This is a genomic window from Pseudoalteromonas sp. A22, from assembly GCF_018141345.1.
GTDB lineage: Bacteria > Pseudomonadota > Gammaproteobacteria > Enterobacterales > Alteromonadaceae > Pseudoalteromonas > Pseudoalteromonas maricaloris.
This window is the reverse complement of record NZ_CP047238.1, coordinates 4,075,810-4,095,939: the sequence shown is the minus strand read 5'-3', so window position 1 is coordinate 4,095,939 and position 20,130 is coordinate 4,075,810. Positions and strand designations below refer to the sequence as shown.

Below are 20,130 nucleotides of genomic sequence, written 5' to 3'. Positions count from 1 at the left end.
TCTGAACTCCAATAGGTTTTGATTCCCGGGAATAAAAAATAGAGCATTCAGATCTAAAAAATCAGATCTAAATGAAAGGATCGCCGGAAATACTTAGTTTTTATTACAAAATCACTGGTGGAAGCGGGGTATTATGAAGTGATCTTATCCACAAGTTCAATATTGACATTTAGAAAAAGCAAGATCTCACCCTAGCAAAAAAATAAACACATGAAATTTAAAGGTTTTTATTTTTTACCCACAAGTAAGATCATAGCAAAAAACTCTCCCGATCTCACCCCAAAATTAAGATCAAATTTAGTTTTCCAGAGCTTTTCCTATTCTTACTAAATGCTATAATGCCGCCCATCGGATCAGATCTGTGCAGATCGATTTCGTATTGATCCTACTTTATGTAGATCGTCTATGTTTGCTCGATAGCTTTGCCAAGTTTTGTCTATATATAAGGATAAAGAAATTCTACTGTGGATTATTTAGCCACAGAGAACAGATTTTGATTGACTTTAGATGCGCTCAGCTTTAATATCTCGCGCTCGCAATGGCACCTGTGCCAGGATCGCGACCTGCATAGGATGTTTTAACTTTTAACCGATCGGATGGAATTGTTATGAAAAGAACTTTTCAACCTAGCGTACTTAAGCGCAAGCGCACTCACGGTTTCCGTGCTCGCATGGCGACTAAGAACGGTCGTAAAGTATTAGCACGTCGTCGTGCTAAAGGCCGTAAAGTACTTTCTGCTTAATATTTAGTGGAAGACTTTAGCTTTAGCAGGGAGTTACGTCTGTTAACTCCCTCGCATTACTCCCGCATATTTCAAGAGCCAGCTCGCGCTGCTACGCCTTATTTTACTCTACTTGCAAAACCAAATGATGTTGGTCATCCAAGACTCGGTTTAACTGTAGCTAAAAAACGCTGCAAAAAAGCATGTCAACGAAACCGTATCAAACGACTTGCCAGAGAAAGCTTTCGATTAAATCGTCATAAACTTGATAATATCGATATTGTGTTGATGGTCAAAACCGGTGTTGACGAGCAATCTAATGAAGAGCTAACTAAACAGCTCACTAAGATGTGGCGCAAAATAAATGAACGTTGTAAGCCAGGTGCACCTAAACCACCTTTTAAGCCAAAGCCTCAACACAAGCGTTCAAAAAATCCTCAAGCTAACGCGAAAAAGCAATAATCTGCTTTAGCCTTTCCTTTTTACGGCGCATTTACCCTTGCTAGCATAGTAATTTTACGCCAATTAAGGTAAGGTTAGCTCACCTTTTAATCAGCTATATCAATGGAAAAATAGTCTGTTTTTGCTCACTTGGGTTGAAGCAGTAAATTGAGGAAATTGATATCTACAAAGCCATGAATTCAACTTCAGGGCGTAGCAAGATCAGAGATCAGTTCAAAGCAGTTTGTTCGCTTCCCAAGCACCTGCTTATATTGCTGATCCGCGGTTATCAACAATGGATTAGCCCCCTACTCGGGCCTCATTGTCGCTTTAACCCGACCTGTTCTAGTTATGCAATTCAAGCAATTAATTTACATGGAATTGCAAAAGGGAGTTGGTTAGCGGTTAAACGCATATTAAAATGTCACCCTTTGAGCGCAGGTGGAGATGATCCTGTACCTGTGAAGTCGACTAAAGTTAAACAACACGAGAAATAAGAGCTGTTATGGAATCGCAACGCACGTTTTTATTTATCGGTTTGTTGCTGGTTTCGTTCCTACTGTTCCAAGAGTGGACACAAGAACAAAACCAACCACAAGCTGATACCAGTGCCGTCACACAACAAGTGGCGAACTCAACCCCAACAGAAGAGCAAGCTGATGTACCAGCATCAAGCCAATCCGATGTCCCAGTTGTAGCAACTCAGGCAACACGTTCTGTCATTAGTATCACTACCGATGTACTTTCGGTAAAAATTGATACTAAAGGCGGTGATATCGTTGAAGCTAACTTACTACAACACGCAGAAACCCATGGCAGCGACACGCCTTTCATGTTACTTGGTGAATTTGAAGGCAAACAGTATGTTTCACAGAGTGGTTTAATTGGTTTAAACGGCCCTGACGCAAACAAAGCTGGTCGCCCAGTCTATGAGTCTGCACAACAGCAATATGAGCTTAATGGCGATACATTACGTGTACCACTGACTTTTACTGATGAGAAAGGCGTACAGTACACAAAAACTTACGTATTTAAAGCAGGTAAATATGACGTTGACTTAGAATACCAAGTTAACAACACCACCTCATCACCTGTTCAAGTACAACTGTACACACAAATCAAACGTACACGCCAAGATAAAGGCAGCATGGTTGATCAGACCTACTTAGGTGCAGCCTATGGTACCGCTGAAGAACCTTATGAGAAATACAGCTTCTCTGATATGGCGGATGCGAACCTGAATAAAAATACCCAAGGCGGCTATGTTGCTTTCCTACAGCACTACTTCGTCAGTGCATGGGTGCCAGATCAGCAAACCAATAATACGATTTATACCGCGCTTAGAAATGGTAATGGTATTGTTGGTATGAAGAGCGAGCCAACCAATGTTCAAGCAAACAGCACGGCAACTATCCATGCGGTGTACTACATGGGTCCTAAAGACACAGAAGCGCTTGAAGCAATTCAAGAAGACCTAGATCTCACTGTAGACTACGGCTGGTTATGGTTTATTTCACAACCGTTACTGACTCTGCTTAAGTTCCTTTACGGTATTTTAGGTAACTGGGGTCTAGCGATTATTGCTATCACTTTGATTGTGAAAACGGCGTTATACCCACTAACTAAAGCGCAATACACCTCAATGGCTAAAATGCGTATGCTACAGCCTAAGATGCAGGCACTAAAAGAGCGTTATGGCGATGACCGCCAGAAGTTCGGCCAAGCAATGATGGAAATGTACCGTAAGGAAAAAGTGAACCCAATGGGTGGCTGTTTCCCACTATTACTACAAATGCCAATCTTCCTAGCCTTGTTCTACGTATTCCTTGAATCAACAGAACTACGTCATGCTGAGTTTATGTTGTGGCTAACGGATCTATCATCAATGGACCCGTACTACGTACTACCTGTGCTATTTGGTGCAAGTATGTTCCTAACCCAAAAACTACAGCCAATGACAGTTACAGACCCAATGCAACAAAAGATGATGACTTACATGCCAGTCGTGTTCTCAATCTTCTTTATTTGGTTCCCATCAGGTCTGGTACTTTACTGGTTAGTTTCAAACCTTATCTCTATCGCTCAGATGCTTATCATCTACCGTGGTATGGAGAAAAAAGGCATGAAAGTACGCGGTTAACGCTCGTACACCTTGAATAAAAAACGCCAGCTTCACAGCTGGCGTTTTTTATTTGCGCATCATATGAAGTTGTCGTTATTGATCAACCCACTGAAGCTCACCATTTGGGCCACCGTCAACACAGACTTTCCATTTGTTATTTTGCTTTTCTACCGCTCCCTTAGAATATGCCTGATCGGCATAATAACAATACTTTGTAGGGTCGTAGTCTGGTTTTACATTCTCACCGCTTAGTGCAGAACCAGATACCGCAAATGCTGCAGATACAACCGCTAGTGTCAGTCTATTCATAATATCTCCCTTTACGCATAATTTTAAGTTACCTAAACTAGGTAACTTACCTTATCTTATAAACACAACGAGCAACTAGCACTTTCCCTTTTAAACTCATAGCAATTAAAATATCAAATAAAAGCAAGCACTTGATAAAATTTGATAGCGATTTTATGACGATTTGATAGGTCAAATCTGGGCTATCCGTCATGCTCTTTTGCAGTTAAAAAATGCAAAGAGAAGACGATGCTTGAATCTACGTTACTACAGGCACTCTCCAGTGCCGAAACTGATTGGTGGTTAGTGCCTATAGCACTCTTAGTCGGTGTACTCACCAGCTTTACGCCCTGCGTATATCCCATACTTCCCATAACTGTTGCGACTCTTAGCCAACAACGCCATATTCGCCTTGCCCCAGTCTGGTATGCACTAGGCTTTGCAGCGGTGTACGCCGCGCTTGGATTTATTGCAGCATTAACCGGTAGCTTCTTTGGCCAAGTAGCAACAAACCCTTGGGTGCTGCTAATTTTTGCCAATCTATTACTCTACTTTGCTGTGGTATCAAAAGGTTTAATCTCGCTGCCACGCTTGCCAAATGCGATTTCAACAGGCTCACCAGCACCTCTTCTAATGGGCATGGCCAGCGCTCTTGTTGCGGCTCCCTGTACGTCTCCAATTCTAGGTGGCTTATTGCTCTTCGTTGCTAATGCCCAGCAACCTCTATTAGGAGGCGCACTGCTGTTTAGTTTTGCGCTCGGTATGAGCACCTTATTACTGCTAGCAGGGCTAAGCACACGCTTTTTGCATACATTACCAAGATCTGGAGCTTGGCTAAATCACATCACTACAGCAACCGCACTTATCTTGGTCGCGATGGCGCAATATTTTCTTATTCAAGCTGGCAAAAGTTGGCTATAAAACGCAAAGGAACCACCATGAAAAAAATCATTTATTATTCACTCTTTATGTTACTCAGCACAATGTCTGCAGCAAAGGACTATCCCGTACTTACCGCCAATACGCTTGCAAACAATACTGTAACCAGTCAAGGCAAAGTCACTTACTTGAAGTTTTGGGCAACGTGGTGCTCCTACTGTGTGGAAGAAATGCCACTGCTTGAGCAAAGCTTTCAGCAAGCCAATAACCACTATCAGGTTATCGCCGTCAATATCGGCTTCAATCAGTCAAAAAAAGGCGTGCAAGCTTACCTTGATAAACATGATTACCAATTTCCAACGGTATTTGATGGTAATGGCAAGATAACTCAGCAGTTTCAAGTGTTAGGCACGCCACAACATATCCTCATTGATGAAAACGGCAAAGAAATCTATCGCAGTGCATTGTTTACAGATGAGCTGCAACAACATCTGAGCACACTCCAAGGAGCAAACTAATGTCATCAATTAAAGCCCTACTTATGTTCGCCGCAGTGTGTTTCAGCGTGTTTGCGCACGCTAACACGCAAGAGTATGTGTTTATTAATATTTGGGATGAGTATGTACAGCCCACGACTCTACCAACGCCACTAGCACCAAGGAGATTGCTACAGCCCGATATTAATATTGATGAGGCAAGCTTAGCGCAGTTTAAAACGGCCTACCCAAGCTATGCTGAGTTAGCCATTGATAAGCAAAACCAGTTGCTGCAACGCTTTGCAATAAGGCAAACACCTGTTCGTGTTATCGTTAAAGACGACAAAGTTATCAAACGAGAGTTGTTGACGACTAACAGTGCACCAAACACAGAGAAAGAAACACGGATCCCATTGCAAACACTCACAGGTACGCCATTTTCGATAGCGACGATAAACAGCCAATACAGAGTGTTATTTTTCAGCGATAGTTTGTGTCCGTTTCAACATATTCCTGCCTGTGAAATGAGAATAAAGCAAAACAATCAACTCGCTGACTCGAGTGCGTATCCGGTCGTTACTGTGATTAAGCCCTTTTATGTGGAAGAACAAAGTGCTCGAGACTACCAACAACGCTTTGAGGTCAAACACGATATTGTGTTCGATCACCACAACGAAGTATTTAGCCAGTTTGAGATTAGAGAGCTACCTTACTGGGTGGTACAAGACAAACATGGTGAAGTCGTTTATCGCGGTAATCAGCCCCCCAACATAGACTAGAGCCTAATTTATCGTCCATTTACTCTGACAATAGACGCTGTAAGGGGCATCGATAAGTTCAGCTATAAAATGCTTATCGATGCTGCTTTGCTGGCGTATTTGCAGCAACTGTTGCTGTAATAATTGGCTGTTTTCGAGTCCGGCCAATTTATCTGAAAAGCGCTTTTGCAGCGCTTCTTCATTTAACATATCAGCCGCAACAACACCGTAAAGCAACAAAAGATGTGAATTGGTATGTTGATGTGCAGTAATGATCTCAAGCGCTTGTTGAGGCTCGTTTCTCAAAAGATGGATATACATTTGCGTATAGAGCGCATAGGTCTCAACTTCTTGTAGCTGTAACGTTTGATAGTCTTGCATTGCTTCAACCGTCAACGGCTCTGCTAATTCGAGCTTGCCCGCTTTGATCCAGGTCCAACCCAGTAACAATTTAACGTTGGCACGCGTCACCGAAGAAATATAATCGCTTTCTAACAGCACTTGATATTGCGTAATTGCACTTTGCATTGCATCCGTATCACCCGTTTGCAATGCGATATCCATATGCGCCATGCCAATCAGTAATTGCTGTTGTTCATAACTTGGAATAAAACGCGGCTCACCGTTAATCTCATTTAAGTAACGTAGCGCCTTTTCTCCCTGATGTAGCTGAATATAGTAGAACCCTAGGTAAGTGAGTATTTGCTTTTCTAAATAGTGATAACCATTTTTCTGAGCTAAAGCGAGGGCTTTTAATAAACTAGGCTCACTTTCAACCACTGGCACTAAGTAATTTTGACCATAAGCAAACAAAGCTTTTATTAAATTCATGGTCTGCTCTGTTTGCTCATAATAGGCAATGGCTTGCGCGAGTACAGGTTTACTCTTCTCTAAGTTCAGTAACGTTTTTTCAGCGGGACCAGCCGCTGGTGGATTGGCAAGATAGAAACTCCGCTGTGCTTCGCTATAGGCAAACGATCGACTGCCTATCAAAACATGCGCTGAACTCATCGCTTGCTGGTATTCATCCCAACGTTGTAACACCCAAAAAGCATCTGCTTTGAGTTGATATGCCATCGCAATCAACTCAACTTGCTGGCTTTGCTCAGCAGCATCGAGGGCAAGCTGAGCTTGCTGCAACGCTTGCTGATGTAAGCCTTGTGCCTTGAAAAACTCTCCGTAATAGAGGTGGTAGCGAGCACGAGTCGCGATTGAAGCTGAACTTAGTGAAACCTGTTCGAATCGATGGGTGGCAGAATCAATATCACCGAGCTGCCAACAAATTTGCGCAAGCTCCAACTGACTTTCTAGATGTTCCGGCATTTGTGCCACAGCCGCCTCAAAATATGCCTTTGCCAGTTGAGGTCCCTGTTCATTTAATGCTTGTACACCGCGGTAATAGTCATTCATTGCTAGATTTAAGGGTGATTTTTTGGCGGTTTTAGTATCAACACCTAGCGCTAACTGCGCAATAACCTCTGTTGCAATCGCTTCAAAGCTCTCATCTAACTGTTCAACAATTATTTCGCTTTGCTTATCTCCATAAGTAACGCTGAGTATAAAACGCTGTTGTATCGGCTTGAGTGAAAGCGTGAGCTGATTAATCGTACTATTCTCTGCAAGCTCAGGATATTGGCTTCGCGGTACTAATTGATAATGAGACTGTAAATGTTGTCTCAATGCTGCTTCAAGCGCATAACCCCACCACGCATTGGCTTGCACACCCGTCTCATTCACCATAGGCACAATGATTAACGAGTCTTTCTCAGCTTGTACACGAGTGACAACGGGTGCTGAACTATAAACGAGGTAAACACTCGCCGCGACTCCACTTAACGCAATAGCGCCAACGACAAGCATCGCTTTCATTGTTGTAGTGAGTTTGAATGTGGTAAATGTGCGGCTCTCAACAGGACAAATCCACTGATAACCTTGCTGTGGTATGGTTTTAATAAAGGTGGGTTGCTGGGCGTTATCTTTGAGGGCTTGTCTTAGCTCAGTGATACTTTGTGTTAGTGCAGCTTCTCTAAACTCACCGTGTTGCCACAACGTGCTGAGCAATGTTTCACGTGTAACAATTTGATTTGGATGGGCTAAAAAATAAGCCAACAGCTGCGTAACTCTCGGCCTCAGTGGCACTTGCTCAGCATCACGATATAAACACGAGACATTTGGATCGAAGCGGTATTGAAGAAAGTGCAGCACAGCGTTAGTTTCCCTTATACAACCTTTGCTAATAAGAACAGTAAAAACTGTGACCATAATTATACCTGACAAAAGCGCATAACCGTATCATTAAGGTCATCAACCACCCAAAATGCAATGAGCAGACTTAGATATTACCCACCAGCTATACCTGAGATATATCAATTGCTGTACAATTATGGCTATTAACCAGACAGTCTAAAGAGTCATCATGATCGCACAAGACACCATAGCAGCACAGGCTACCGCACCGGGTCGCGGTGGCGTTGGTATTATTCGAGTTTCAGGGTGTAAAGCCCGAGCAGTTGCCGAGCAAATCTTAGGTAAATGCCCAAAAACTCGCTATGCCGAATACCTGCCATTCAATACCCTAGCAGGTGAACAACTAGACCAAGGTATTGCATTGTTCTTCCAAGGGCCGAACTCATTCACCGGTGAAGATGTCCTTGAGTTACAAGGCCACGGTGGCCCCGTGGTACTTGATATGCTGTTAAAGGAAATCAGCAAAATTGAGCAAGTACGCTTGGCAAAGCCTGGTGAGTTCTCAGAACGTGCTTTTATGAACGACAAGCTAGACTTAACGCAAGCAGAAGCTATCGCAGACTTGATCAACGCCACCAGCGAGCAAGCTGCAAAAAGCGCGCTACATTCACTACAAGGTGACTTTTCTAAACATATCAATACGTTGGTTGAAAAAGTAATTCATCTGCGCATGTACGTAGAAGCCGCAATTGACTTCCCCGACGAAGAAATCGATTTTCTTTCTGATGGTAAAGTCTCGGGTGACCTAGAAGCCATTATTCAGCAACTCGCAGAAGTACGTAAACAAGCCAAGCAAGGCAGCATCATGCGTGAAGGCATGCGCGTGGTGATTGCAGGCCGCCCTAATGCTGGTAAATCTTCACTACTCAATGCCTTAGCAGGCCGTGAAGCCGCGATTGTTACAGACATCGCAGGTACCACACGAGACGTACTACGTGAACATATTCATATTGATGGCATGCCGCTTCATATTATCGACACGGCAGGACTTCGTGAAAGTCCAGACAAAGTAGAGCAAATAGGCATAGAGCGTGCTTGGGAAGAGATCCGCGGCGCCGATCACGTACTATTTATGGTAGATGGCACCGAAACCCACGAAACCGATCCTGCGAAGATCTGGCCTGATTTTATCGAGCAATTACCACAAGGCATGGAAATTACCGTGATCCGCAATAAAGTCGATTTAAGCGGTGAAGCCGTTGGCGCAACAACGAGTGATGGCCATACCCTTATCCGTCTAAGTGCTAAAGATATTCAAGGCATTGATTTATTGAGGGAACACCTAAAAGCCTGTATTGGATTTACTGGTGCAACTGAAGGTGGCTTTATGGCTCGCCGTCGTCACTTAGATGCTCTAGAGCGCGCTGCTGAGCACCTAGAAATAGGTCAAACTCAGCTAGAAATGCATATTGCCGGTGAAATTTTGGCAGAAGAGCTACGCCTTACCCAGCAATACCTCAATGAGATCACCGGTGAATTCACCTCCGATGACTTGCTGGGCAAAATCTTTAGCGCATTTTGTATTGGTAAATAACCCAAATATCTAAGTAGTCATACGCCCTTTTTTGGGCGTATGACTACACACTAACTAGCGTATTGGTTTACCGCTTCTTTTACCTTGCGAGATTTGTCTTTTCTTAATCGAGTTAGCAATGCTTCAGCGTCTGCTGCTTGGCTGAATATTTCAGGAAGTTCAGCGCGGCGATCAGCATATAAATAGCTCAAACTCTGTTTAAAACTACCATATTGGCCACGAGCATGTGCCACGATAAATTCACGACATACGTCAAAGTGACTGCGCTTAATACAAAACAGCACCAAATGTTCGGGTTTAACGCCTATATCAAATAACCAGGTGAGCAAAAATGCCATGCCGGTTTCGGACGCTTCGCCTTCATATTCACCGCTTTTCGATAGGTAAGTTTCAAAATCTATCTCATTGTGTGCCAGTTGATGTAATAGCCAAGGTTGTTCCATTTGCGCTTCAATTAATTTAAAGCCCCGATAATCATGATTAAGAAGCAGACGTACCAGTTTGTTGCGACGCTCAGCATCTAACATCCACACAAACTGATGAAGACTATACATTTGATATTCATCGGCATCGATACGCATAAACTCGGTGGATATTTGCCCTTTAAACAGCGCAGCCATGACATCAAACTCGACCTCGTTATGTAGATAAGCCATCGTTTGCTCAACAATCGCGTTAATGCGATTGGACTGCACTTGCAGCTCAGCCACGCGTTTTATAATAGCCGCACGCTCAAGCTGCTCTGAAAATATCAGTAACGGCCCAGATGGCAGCTTTTCTTCATACCAAGCAAGCGGTACCTCATGATCGGCCATCACAATAACGTAATTGTCTCCTTGCTGTTGTAACACAGTGCACGCTTCCCAACTTCGACCATCAACATGGCAAGGTTTATCGTGTATTGAGAGGCTATCCGCTACAATGGCTTTATGCAGCTTCTTTGGTAACTTTTCACCTTCACCGAAATATAGACAATCCCGACCTAATACCTGTGCTAACGCATGCTCCCAAGAGTGCAGGTTTAATTGCACAAAAATATCAATCGCGCGTTGTAAATCATGGCTGAAATCAAGCTCAACTTCCGGGTGTTTAAGCGACACATGATGTAAAAACTCAACTTTCGTGCGCTCATTGATATATGCGAGTCCCTGCTCCATAGCTTTGGCTTTGTTACGTCCCATGCTGCCAAACATACTGTTATCATCACTGGCTATTTCGCTGTAAATCTCTATCCAATTCAAGTAACGTTCGGAGTTATAACGTTGGTTGCTCATTTCATAGGCATTCAGTATACCGCCATCTATTCCAGCTTTACTTAACTGTTCGTAGACCTCAATTTCATCGAGTATAGTGTCAAACTCTATGCTCCAATGATCATCCGAATAAGCACGAAGCACATTGCGTGCAACCCTAACTGGCGCTAGTGCAATAATAAATTGCCATAAACGATCCGCTTTGTATTGCAGGGGTAAAGGTAGCTGTCGCAACCAAAATGCCGTTAGGGTAAAGCGTTGGAAATCATCATCAAAATCTTTAAAGAGCTGATAGCTTGACTGCTTTTCACTAAACTTGTTTAGGTAAAGATCGCCGCGACAACACTCATCTCGATACAACTGCGGCTGCACTAATGCCAATAAACTGCTTAAATCATCTTGCGGCGTGTCTGCAGTAAAGTAATCACAGATCCGCGCTATTTGTGCCTCAGACAATCCTAAGTTATCAGGGTTATAATGATCGGACTTTTTATGACATTTCTGAATTATGTGCTGGGCAGCGAGTTGCCAAATATGATTGTCGTTAAGATAATTTGCTAGTGCCTCAGTAATATCATCGCCAATATGCTGATTATAATCACTGTGCAGGTGATAGCTGGCCAGTGTAATTAATCCCATATCCAATTGCGGCCATTGCTTTGGGTGGCACAGCGCACGCGATGAGCGGAAATGCTCATTGACCAACTTAAGATGCTTGCGACACAGTAATTCATCTTGGTTGGTGAAGTGACGAAATATCGACTGGATATTTTTGGCTTTAGCATTTTCAGCCGCGCTTTTGATATCAGACACGGAGAGTTGAGTATAACGCTGATAGTAGGCTTCTCTGGAGAGTAGTGCTTCATCACCTTCGGTAAGTGATGCCATCATATATTTGCTAAACTCACGCTTGCCTAGGGCATGGTAAAATACATCAATCACGCGAAGGTACTGCTCAGCACGAGCTTGTAGTAAGTTATTTTCTGCATCGTTGCGTACCGCAAGCGTCAACACCATGCCATTTGGTTGTGTATATTCAGCTTCTTCACTGAAGTGATCTGTAAGTAGATCGCCTCGCACAAGGCTGAGCACCGACTCCAGCTCCTCGGCTATACCTTGATTATTGCGCTCAAAACTATTCAATTGATCAATAAGATGCTCAGCCATGTCACTGGCATGCACTTTCGCTAATTCAAGCACATCTACTTCACAGACTGTTTCTAATACTGTTTGTGGTTCCCCAGTTTCAATGTAGCGCCACAATAATCCGCCTTGGGGCATGGCCAGCACTAAAGGTTTCAGCAAATTAGTACCATAGTTAAGCTCATATTTACGCTCATCTCTGGCAAGATAGGCACGATAGCTTGCACGAGCAGCAATGGCGCTCTGTGCAATTTTAACTAATGGGCCTGCAACCTGTGATTGGACTTTTTGCTGTAAATCATACGCTTCATTTTCGAGGGTACTGTCAAAAAATGGCATTGCCATAAAGCTGTCTTTGGCTTCTTCATCGTCATAAAAACAGCTATGGGGGAATAGCGATTGATACAAAGAGATCACAGGCTGGTGACCACTCAGGTCTTCTTCTTCCTCATCACACATGGTATCGACATGGGCAAGTAATACGGGCTCAGCTTGAAAACGTGCAATGACTAATGCTTTAAATTGCTCATAACTCTCAGGATTTTCGCGTAAATATTCCCCAAGCGGCTGGTAGTCACATTCTTCACTGTATTGATCATTTTTGAACATGCCAGATCTAAAGTTATCGTTGTCACACCAAATAAATGCTTTGATCATTTCACGATGCCAACCGTGCTCGTGTAGCAACACACTTAAATAGCTTTCATAACCACATGCATGTTCGTCATCCCAATAAGGCACAAAGTATTGTGCTAGCAAATAGGCGTACTGTATATCCGTCTTTGCAAGCATATACAAAGCTTCAACGCCAAATACCCGCATATCATCAAGCCACATTTCATCGGTGTCATTTTGGCGGCGACTATAGGCCACTATTGCCTTGGCGGCTTCTACAACGGCTTGTTTGATCTCAGGGTATTGCAGCGCTGCTGCAAATAAAATGACCTCAGAAATATAGTTTTCGGTATCATCAAATATGGTGTGGTCATAGTGGTGAGCACCGCCTTCTTGGCCTAAATCTAATGCAGATTGAAGCAACTTTAGGTTGTTGCCACTATCTTGGGGTTGCAAACGGCGCATCCCCGCTTCATCAAGTTGCTTAAACTCAACATCAAACTGACTGTTAAAACAGGCCTTATCACTGTCCAACAAAGCCTTATACTGAGCTAAAGCTAATTTGATTTGTTGCGGGTTTTGGATATCCAGCGTGATTATCTGGTTTTTATCGAATTGGTTCATGTCGTTATTTCTAATTGAATTTGACGTATAGCCGTACTAATCGGACTATAGAGAAGAAAAAGAGAATGAAGCGCAGCTTTGTGAACTGCGGCAATTTCAAGTAAATGCTAAACACAGCGAGTGGCAGCTACGCGTTAGCATCCTCAGCTTGCAGCTCCTTTAACTTGTCGATATCTATTTGACAGTCCTGCTTTGCTTTTTTCTGTTGATCGGGTGTCATATCATCCCAATGAATATAACCACCGTGTGCGTATGGCGCATTGTATAAATAGTTGGCGAATTTTTTGTTGGCTGTACCAGAGACTAACCCTCTGACAGAGCCCTGTTTATCAGCAGCCCACAGTGCAACGCGTTTAAATTCCAACTCTCCAGATACATTAATACGAAATGAGTACCAATTTTCAGCAGCACTAATGTGCAGATCCTTATCCATGTTTTACCTTTTGTAGTTCCTTAATATCAACACTATTATTTCGAATCCATATAACTAGGTCAACATCAAATTTATCGTTAAGTTTTTGATAAATATTAATAAAAAGTAAAGAGCAGCACACTTATAATAAGGATCTGAGCGATAACCGCAAATCTACCCAATCACGTTAAGTGCTAAATCTGGCCAGTCCAACATCCATACACTGCGTATCCTAAGCGCTTAAACTTAGGAGAAATAAAATGGCTCTATCTACAACTTTCAATGCACTACACCAACAATCATCCCCGCTTTTTCTAGCTAACTGCTGGGATCCATCATCAGCGCTTATCATCGAACAGGTTGGTGGTCAGGCCGTTGCGACAACAAGCTGGGGTATGTCTAATCATCAGGGCTACAAAGATGGAGAACAACTCACATTTGACCGTGTACTACAAACAGTAAGTGCCATCCTTAAGGTGATCACTATTCCATTAAGTGTTGATATTGAGGCAGGCTACAGCGCGGATCAAAATCAGATCATCAAACATATTATCCAATTGGCCGACCTTGGCGTTGCAGGTATCAATATTGAAGACAAACCCAGTCACCAGAACAGCTTGCGCGATATAAAGGCACACCAAGCGTTATTGCAGGCAATCAAACAAGCTTTACGTCATGGCGGTTTCGATCATTTTTTTATTAATGCCCGTTGCGATCTTTGCTTACAACCACAGTGGACTGAAGCGACGCTGCATGAGCGTGCACTCGCCTATCAAACAGCAGGTTGCGATGGCTTTTTTATTCCCGGTTTAACCAACACCACAATGATAAAACGCCTAACAACCCTGCTTTCAATTCCAGTCAATGTGATGCTGTTACCCGGATTTAGTGATAAACAGGCGTTAGCAGAGTTAGGAGTCAAACGTATCTCATCGGGTAATGCTCTCAGCGATCATGTGATAGCACTACAAGAATCAGCCACCAGAAGGCTGCTCGAAGAACATACTGTAGACTTCTTATTTGAGCAATCAGTCCGCACAACTTGGCTGTCAAACTAAATAAATCACAAGATCTGACCGCTTTTTTAGATTCTTTTATTATATGGATCTAACTATATAGATCTAAAAGACTGGATCGACTTCCAGCTTTTAGATCGTTATCCACAACACCTCATCCACAACCTCAAAATTTGTTCAAAAACAGCGGAGATCTTACCGTTTCAAGCATGCGCCTTAGCTTATAAAAGTATTTTTAGGCTCAGCTATCCCATAGATTATCCACAAATAAATCACCGAGTTAAGCTTAGGAATATTTTATTTTTCCCTTTCATTTCATTAAGATAAGTAAAAACACTAAAAATTACACAGTATTTATGCAAATATTTTTATCCAATTACTTCAAAGCCCTCTTTACATATTCACGTTAAACGCTAAGATGGCGCGCAATACGACTTAGGTAAGGGTAACAATGCAAACTTTAGATCTTATTGTAGGCAGCCAAATGGGATCAGCAGAATACGTTGCTGAACAGCTAATGGAATCGCTTGAATCTCAAGGTTATACCGTGAATTTGCATGAAAAACCCGAGCTTGAAGCTTGTCAGCAAGCACTTTGGCTGGTGGTGACATCAACCTATGGGGCCGGTGACTATCCAGAAAACTTATTACCTTTTATATCAGCGTTAAAAGCGAGCTCGGATCTAAGCCAGTTACGCTTTGCGGTAGTGGGAATTGGTGATTCAAGTTACGACACCTTTAATCATGCAGCTATTAATCTTGCTGATCTACTTAAAGAAAAAGGTGCAACACAGCTCTTAGACATAGAAAAGATCGATGTTTTACACCCAGATCTACCAGAAGATACCGCTATTGCTTGGTTACCTAAGTTTGTTGAATGTGTCGCTTAACGCTGCAACATTGAAATACACAGAAGTTATTCACAAATTCAGTTTATTTTAGATCGCATTGTGGATAACCTATGATCTAACTGCTGATCTACGCTTACTTATCCATTGGATAAAATAATTCAGATCTAGCCCTGTGAATAAAGTGCCAAGTTGATCAAAGGTTTTAAGCCCGTTGATCCGATCTAATTCACACTAATTGATCTTAGTTAAGCAGTTGGATCTAAACAGGAATACAAAACTATTCACAGATCAAAGGATCAGTAGTAGTAAGATCAATAAAGATCTTTAAAAAGATCCTTATATATTTTAAGTGATCTCTTTTTTGCGTTGTGCAAAGTTTAACCATTTCACTTCTGGTTAATTCTAGGTAGAATACGCATCCTTTCTAAATTTGCTCGGTTGTTTTAAGTAGGATCCCGTAAATGATTTATCATGAACATTTTGATGTCATCGTTGTTGGTGGTGGACACGCAGGCACTGAAGCTGCACTTGCAGCTGCACGTATGGGTATGAATACCTTATTGTTAACACACAATATGGATACCTTAGGCCAAATGTCGTGTAACCCAGCTATTGGTGGGATTGGTAAAGGTCATTTGGTTAAAGAGATCGATGCGCTTGGTGGTGCAATGGCCAAAGCAATCGACAAAGGTGGGATCCAATTTCGAACGCTTAATTCATCGAAAGGCCCTGCGGTACGAGCGACTCGTGCTCAGGCAGATCGCGCATTGTATAAAGCGGCGATCCAAGACATTTTGCAACACCAAGAAAACTTAAAGATCTTCCAACAATCTTGTGATGATCTGATTGTTGAAGGCGATCAGGTCAAAGGTGTCGTAACTCAAATGGGTTTACGCTTTAGTGCTTCTTCAGTGGTGCTAACGGTTGGTACTTTCTTGGGTGGCCAGATCCATATTGGTTTAGAAAACTTCAAAGGCGGCCGTGCTGGCGATCCTCCTTCTATCGCTTTGGCTGAGCGTTTACGTGAAATGCCTTTTAGAGTTGATCGTCTAAAAACAGGTACCCCACCACGTATCGATGCAAGAACGGTTGATTTTTCAGTGATGCAAGAGCAACCAGGCGATACCCCTACTCCGGTTTTCTCGTTTATGGGCAAAGTGTCTGATCATCCAAAACAGATCCCTTGTTATATCACCTATACCAATGAAAAAACCCATGATGTGATCCGCAATAACTTACATCGTTCGCCGATGTATGCTGGCGTGATTGAGGGAATTGGTCCGCGTTACTGTCCTTCCATCGAAGATAAGATTGTGCGTTTTGCTGATAAAGAAAAGCATCAGATCTTCGTAGAACCTGAAGGCTTAACGTCATACGAGCTGTATCCAAATGGTATCTCCACCAGCTTACCATTTGATATCCAACTGGAGATCGTGCGTTCTATTAAAGGCTTTGAGAATGCGCATATTTGTCGTCCTGGTTATGCAATTGAGTACGACTTCTTCGATCCTCGTGACCTAAAGCAATCATTAGAAACTAAGTTTATCAATGGCTTATTCTTCGCTGGTCAAATAAATGGTACAACCGGTTATGAAGAAGCTGGTGCCCAAGGGCTGATTGCGGGTATGAACGCAGCGCTTCAAGTTCAAGGCCGTGAAGCATGGACACCGCGCCGTGATGAAGCTTATGCCGGTGTGTTGATTGACGACTTAGCAACGCTTGGTACAAAAGAACCTTATCGTATGTTTACCTCGCGTGCTGAATACCGTTTGTTACTGCGTGAAGACAATGCGGATTTACGTCTAACGGAAAAAGGTCGCGAATTAGGTTTAGTTGACGATGAACGCTGGGCTGCATACAACGACAAGCTTGAAGTTATGGAACAAGAAGCACAGCGTCTGCGCAATACTTGGATCCATAAAGATCACCCTGCACTTGAAGCGGTAAATGGATTATTGAAAAAACCACTGGTACGCGAAGCCAGTCTTGAAGATCTTATCCGCCGCCCAGAGGTTAATTATCACGACCTGATGGCAATTGAAGGATTAGGATCTGAGTTTGATAATATACCAGCTCTTGAACAGGTTGAGATCCAAACTAAGTACGCCGGTTACATTGCGCGTCAACAAGATGAGATTAATAAACAGCTTCGTCATGAAGAGACATTACTGCCTGCTGAGTTTGATTATGGTCAGGTAAGCGGCCTGTCAAATGAGGTTGTGGCAAAGCTAAGTGATGCTCGTCCACAAACGATTGGCCAAGCTTCACGTATTTCTGGTATCACCCCTGCTGCTATTTCGCTATTATTAGTGTATCTGAAAAAGCAAGGGCTATTACGTAAGTCGGCGTAATAGCAGTGGAACACTGTGTTACTAGAACAATTGAATGAATTACTCGCTGATACCTCAATCGAGCTCAGCGAACAACAAAAGCAGCAGTTGGTCGAATATGTCCAGCTGCTGGATAAATGGAACAAAGCCTACAACCTCACTTCCGTTCGTGACCCAAAAGAAATGATGGTAAAACACATCATGGATTCTTTGGTTGTTGCGCCACACCTAACAGGCAGTAACTATATTGATGTTGGCACCGGACCGGGTTTACCGGGTATGGTTTTAGCGATAGCTAGACCGGACATCAATTTTGTTCTTCTTGATAGCCTTGGTAAAAGAGTTCGATTTTTAATGCAGGTAAAACATGGGCTTGGCATTGAGAATGTTACCCCAGTGCAGTCTCGAGTTGAAGAATATCAGCCAAGTGTTAAATTAGACGGTGTACTCAGCCGTGCTTTTGCATCACTACAAGATATGATCCAGTGGTGTTCACATTTAATCGATAACCAAGGTGTATTCTTAGCACTAAAGGGTCAATACCCTGCGGATGAGCTAGAACAATTACCAAACGGCGTGAGTTTATCGCAAGATATTAGTTTAGTGGTGCCCAAGCTTGAAGGTGAGCGCCATTTAATCATTCTTTCTAAAGATTAATTGTCGAGGACAATGTGGCAAGAGTCATTGCAATAGCAAACCAAAAAGGTGGTGTTGGTAAAACAACCACTGCGGTGAATTTAGCCGCGTCCATGGCGGCGACTAAACGTAAAGTTCTGTTGATCGATCTCGATCCCCAAGGTAATGCAACCATGGGCAGTGGCGTTGATAAATACGCCGATGTTGCAACGGTTTATGATCTGTTGATCGAAGAAGTGCCTATGGATCAAGTGATCACCACAGAAACCAGTGGTGAGTATCATCTGATCGCAGCGAATGGGGATGTAACCGCGGCAGAAGTCAAACTGATGGAGTTGTTTGCGCGCGAAGTGAGACTACGCAACGCCCTTGAGACGATAAAAGATAAATATGAGTATATATTCATCGACTGTCCACCTTCATTAAATATGCTAACGGTAAATGCCATGGCTGCCGCCGATGCGGTTTTAGTTCCGATGCAGTGTGAATATTATGCACTGGAGGGATTAACAGCTTTAATGGACACCATTACCCAACTCGGTAAGTTGGTGAATCCAGAATTGCAAATTGAAGGCATTTTGCGCACTATGTACGACCCGCGTAATCGTCTAGCTAACGACGTATCTGAGCAGTTAAAACAACACTTTGGCGATAAAGTGTACCGGACTGTGATCCCTCGTAATGTGCGATTAGCGGAGGCGCCAAGTTTTGGAGCGCCTGCGATGTATTATGATAGAGCATCAAGCGGTGCGAAAGCTTATCTAGCGCTAGCGGGTGAAATGCTAAGACGCAAAGAAAAGCAAGCGGCTGCGGTTGCCTAAGAGGATAAAAAGAACATGTCGGTTAAAAAACGTGGTTTAGGCCGAGGGTTGGATGCCCTACTCAGCTCAGCTAAACCTAATCCAAGTGCTGCGGCACCTGTGCCTAATCAACAAGAAGCGGTTGCAACAGTCAGTGAAGCACCTGCCGAATCGGCGGTTGAACAAGAGTTACAACGATTACCTATTGAGTGGCTAAAGCCGGGTAAATATCAGCCGCGTAAAGATATGTCTGAACAGGCACTTGAGGAACTGGCGAGTTCGATCCGTTCACAGGGGATTTTACAGCCCATTGTGGTGCGTAAAGTTACCACGCAAAGCTTTGAAATTATTGCCGGTGAGAGACGTTGGCGTGCGGCACAACTGGCAAAGCAAGATACCGTTCCTTGTTTAATCAAAGATGTGCCGGATGAAGCGGCTGTTGCGATTGCGCTTATTGAAAACATTCAGCGTGAAGACCTCAATGCAATGGAAGAAGCAATTGCTCTAGATAGATTGCTCAATGAATTTGAACTCACGCATCAGCAAGTTGCCGATGCGGTTGGCAAATCGCGTACGACGGTCACCAATTTACTTCGTCTCAACAATCTCAACGATGATGTAAAAATCTTGTTGGAACATGGCGACATAGAAATGGGCCATGCTCGTTGTTTACTTGCCCTAACTGGCGAAGCGCAATCTGAAGCGGCAAGAACTGCTGTGGCTAAGGGATTAACCGTAAGAGAAACCGAAAAACTGGTTCGCACCATTTTAGAGCCGGTTGAGAAAAAAGAAGCGAAGCAAAAAGATCCTGATGTGAAGCTGCTTGAACAGCAATTACAGGAAAACTTAGGCGCAAAAGTTGAGATCAACTACAACCAAAAAGGCAAAGGTAAACTGGTCATTTCCTATGCTAGTTTGGATGAGCTTGATGGTATTTTGGGGCGTATTAACCCTGAAATGAATGAAGCTGACTAACGGTAAACTT

General features: G+C 43.1%; 18 protein-coding genes. 14 read left to right on the top strand and 4 right to left on the bottom strand.

The genetic code is table 11. From position 1 onward, the window contains the following. The first annotated feature begins 607 nt into the window (after window positions 1-607). From rpmH to yidC, 4 genes are all read left to right on the top strand, one after another. Window positions 608-742: a 50S ribosomal protein L34 gene (gene rpmH, locus GSF04_RS23200; protein ID WP_010376846.1), complete on the top strand. Its 135-nt coding sequence runs from the start codon at window positions 608-610 to the stop codon at window positions 740-742. 6 nt (window positions 743-748) lie between these two features. Then, on the top strand, window positions 749-1,183 hold the full coding sequence (rnpA, locus tag GSF04_RS23195) for a ribonuclease P protein component (RefSeq protein ID WP_010376847.1): 435 nt from the start codon (window positions 749-751) through the stop codon (window positions 1,181-1,183). Window positions 1,184-1,356: 173 nt separating this feature from the next. Beyond that, window positions 1,357-1,659, top strand: a complete 303-nt coding sequence (yidD, locus tag GSF04_RS23190; RefSeq protein WP_249122433.1) for a membrane protein insertion efficiency factor YidD — start codon at window positions 1,357-1,359, stop codon at window positions 1,657-1,659. A gap of 8 nt (window positions 1,660-1,667) precedes the next feature. Continuing rightward, window positions 1,668-3,302 carry a membrane protein insertase YidC gene (gene yidC, locus GSF04_RS23185; protein ID WP_211858934.1) on the top strand — a complete coding sequence of 545 codons (1,635 nt, stop codon included), beginning with the start codon at window positions 1,668-1,670 and terminating at the stop codon, window positions 3,300-3,302. A gap of 75 nt (window positions 3,303-3,377) precedes the next feature. Here yidC and GSF04_RS23180 read toward each other — a convergent pair whose 3' ends face one another. Beyond that, window positions 3,378-3,593 carry a DUF1496 domain-containing protein gene (locus GSF04_RS23180; RefSeq protein WP_211858933.1) on the bottom strand — a complete coding sequence of 72 codons (216 nt, stop codon included), beginning with the start codon at window positions 3,591-3,593 and terminating at the stop codon, window positions 3,378-3,380. A gap of 228 nt (window positions 3,594-3,821) precedes the next feature. Between GSF04_RS23180 and GSF04_RS23175 the strand changes: the two genes are divergently transcribed. Genes GSF04_RS23175 through GSF04_RS23165 form a run of 3 tightly spaced genes read left to right on the top strand, consistent with a single transcriptional unit; the run spans window position 3,822 to window position 5,706 of the window. Beyond that, window positions 3,822-4,493 (top strand): cytochrome c biogenesis protein CcdA, encoded by a 672-nt coding sequence (locus GSF04_RS23175; protein WP_211858932.1) that lies wholly within the window; start codon window positions 3,822-3,824, stop codon window positions 4,491-4,493. A 17-nt stretch (window positions 4,494-4,510) separates the two neighbouring features. Next, window positions 4,511-4,969 carry a TlpA disulfide reductase family protein gene (locus GSF04_RS23170; RefSeq protein WP_211858931.1) on the top strand — a complete coding sequence of 153 codons (459 nt, stop codon included), beginning with the start codon at window positions 4,511-4,513 and terminating at the stop codon, window positions 4,967-4,969. Continuing rightward, a complete protein-coding gene (locus tag GSF04_RS23165) occupies window positions 4,969-5,706 on the top strand; it encodes a hypothetical protein (RefSeq protein ID WP_211858930.1) in 738 nt (245 codons plus the stop codon). The genes GSF04_RS23170 and GSF04_RS23165 overlap by 1 nt, the downstream gene beginning before the upstream one ends. Before the next feature lie 3 nt (window positions 5,707-5,709). On the opposite strand, the gene GSF04_RS23160 is transcribed toward GSF04_RS23165, so the two are convergent. Then, window positions 5,710-7,890, bottom strand: coding sequence for a winged helix-turn-helix domain-containing protein (locus GSF04_RS23160; protein WP_249122432.1), 2,181 nt, complete (start codon window positions 7,888-7,890; stop codon window positions 5,710-5,712). Between the two features lie 211 nt (window positions 7,891-8,101). On the opposite strand from GSF04_RS23160, the gene mnmE reads away from it, so the two are divergent. After that, on the top strand, window positions 8,102-9,466 hold the full coding sequence (gene mnmE, locus GSF04_RS23155; protein WP_211858928.1) for a tRNA uridine-5-carboxymethylaminomethyl(34) synthesis GTPase MnmE: 1,365 nt from the start codon (window positions 8,102-8,104) through the stop codon (window positions 9,464-9,466). Between the two features lie 50 nt (window positions 9,467-9,516). Here mnmE and GSF04_RS23150 read toward each other — a convergent pair whose 3' ends face one another. Beyond that, window positions 9,517-13,101 (bottom strand): hypothetical protein, encoded by a 3,585-nt coding sequence (locus tag GSF04_RS23150; protein ID WP_211858927.1) that lies wholly within the window; start codon window positions 13,099-13,101, stop codon window positions 9,517-9,519. 127 nt (window positions 13,102-13,228) lie between these two features. Next, window positions 13,229-13,534, bottom strand: a complete 306-nt coding sequence (locus tag GSF04_RS23145; protein ID WP_211858926.1) for a hypothetical protein — start codon at window positions 13,532-13,534, stop codon at window positions 13,229-13,231. 239 nt (window positions 13,535-13,773) lie between these two features. Here GSF04_RS23145 and GSF04_RS23140 point away from each other — a divergent pair, with 239 nt between their 5' ends. The 6 genes from GSF04_RS23140 (at window position 13,774) to GSF04_RS23115 (ending at window position 20,120) form a co-directional block, all read left to right on the top strand. After that, window positions 13,774-14,571, top strand: coding sequence for an isocitrate lyase/phosphoenolpyruvate mutase family protein (locus tag GSF04_RS23140; protein ID WP_211858925.1), 798 nt, complete (start codon window positions 13,774-13,776; stop codon window positions 14,569-14,571). Window positions 14,572-14,980: 409 nt separating this feature from the next. Continuing rightward, window positions 14,981-15,418 (top strand): FMN-binding protein MioC, encoded by a 438-nt coding sequence (mioC, locus tag GSF04_RS23135; protein WP_010604148.1) that lies wholly within the window; start codon window positions 14,981-14,983, stop codon window positions 15,416-15,418. A 422-nt stretch (window positions 15,419-15,840) separates the two neighbouring features. Continuing rightward, window positions 15,841-17,730 (top strand): tRNA uridine-5-carboxymethylaminomethyl(34) synthesis enzyme MnmG, encoded by a 1,890-nt coding sequence (gene mnmG / locus GSF04_RS23130; protein ID WP_211858924.1) that lies wholly within the window; start codon window positions 15,841-15,843, stop codon window positions 17,728-17,730. A 15-nt stretch (window positions 17,731-17,745) separates the two neighbouring features. Next, complete coding sequence (gene rsmG, locus GSF04_RS23125; protein ID WP_010376874.1) at window positions 17,746-18,366, top strand: 16S rRNA (guanine(527)-N(7))-methyltransferase RsmG; 621 nt, start codon at window positions 17,746-17,748, stop codon at window positions 18,364-18,366. Between the two features lie 14 nt (window positions 18,367-18,380). Then, window positions 18,381-19,166, top strand: coding sequence for a ParA family protein (locus GSF04_RS23120; protein WP_211858923.1), 786 nt, complete (start codon window positions 18,381-18,383; stop codon window positions 19,164-19,166). Between the two features lie 15 nt (window positions 19,167-19,181). Further along, window positions 19,182-20,120, top strand: coding sequence for a ParB/RepB/Spo0J family partition protein (locus GSF04_RS23115; RefSeq protein ID WP_017218543.1), 939 nt, complete (start codon window positions 19,182-19,184; stop codon window positions 20,118-20,120). Window positions 20,121-20,130 lie beyond the last annotated feature (10 nt).